The sequence below is a fragment of the Rhizobacter sp. P2_H2 genome, assembly GCF_056403375.1.
The window spans coordinates 1-1208 of sequence record NZ_JBFUFP010001365.1; the positions used below are offsets into that span (position 1 = coordinate 1).

Here is a 1208-nt window from a genome sequence, read left to right on the forward strand (position 1 = left end):
AGCGTGAACCGTCGCGCTGGCTGGTGCTCGCCGACCGGGCGGGTTTCGCCGACGCGTTGATCGGCGAGCTGCGCCGCGCCGGCGATCTGCCGGAGCTGGTGGCGCCGACCGCCGACGCGCTCGCTCAAGCCTTGCGCAGCCCGCTGCCGTGCCGCGGTGTCGTGCAGCTGCAGGCGCTGGACCTCGCCGCTCACGCCGGGTTGTCGACCGACGACATCGCACGCGACCAGCAGTTCCTTGTCAGCGCGCTGCTGCAGACGGTGCAGGCGATGGYGGCCCAGCCCGGATCGTCCCGGCCCGCGCTGTGGATCGCGACGCGCGGCGCGCAGGCCACGCACCGCCATGAAGGCGCGAACCCGGCGCAGGCCACGGCCTGGGGCATGGGCCACGTGGTCGCGATCGAGCATCCGGAGCTGCAGTGCCGGCGCATCGACCTCGACCCGGCCGCCGATGCGGCTGCGGCGGCCACGGCGCTGGTCGCCGAGCTGCAGGCCGCGTCGCGCGAGGACCAGATTGCGCTGCGCGGCAGCCGCCGGCTGGCGCGGCGGCTGGTGCCGCACGAGGCGCATGCCGCGCACGGCAGCCTCGCGATCGACGCGTCGCGCGGCTACCTCGTGACCGGTGGCCTGCGCGGGCTCGGGCTGCGCGTCGCCGAGTGGCTGGCGGAGCAGGGCGCGCGCCACCTGGTGCTGATGGGCCGCAACGCGGCCGACGAGCGTGCGCAACGCGTGATCGGCCGGCTGCGCGCGCAGGGCGTCGAGGTGCAGCTTGCGCTCGGCGACGTGGCACGGCGCGACGACGTGCAGCGGATGGTGGCCGCGCTGACCGCGCCGCTGGCCGGCGTGATCCACGCAGCCGGCGTGCTCGACGATGGCGTGATCGCCGGCCAGACCTGGCCGCGCTTCGCGACCGTGATGGGCCCGAAGGTGTTCGGCAGCTGGAACCTGCACACGCTGTGCGGCGAGCTGGACTTCCTGGTGTTCTTCTCGTCCGGCGCATCGGTGGCCGGCTCGCCGGGGCAGGTCAACCACGCGGCGGCGAATGCCTTCGAGGACGCGCTGGCCTGGCACCGCCAGGCGCAGGGCCTGCCGACGCTGAGCATCAACTGGGGGCCGTGGGCCGAGATCGGCGCCGCGGCCGACCGCCGGCTGGTGCAGCCCGGCTCGCTGCAGCCGATCGCGCCGGCCGACGGGCTGGCCGCGCTCGAC

General features: G+C 75.6%; 1 protein-coding gene. It reads left to right on the forward strand.

Features of this window, described 5'->3' with window-relative positions; all coding sequences use genetic code 11:
- A partial coding sequence (locus AC1D15_RS33135) for an SDR family oxidoreductase (protein ID WP_477829408.1) occupies window positions 1-1208 on the forward strand: 1208 nt, incomplete at both ends.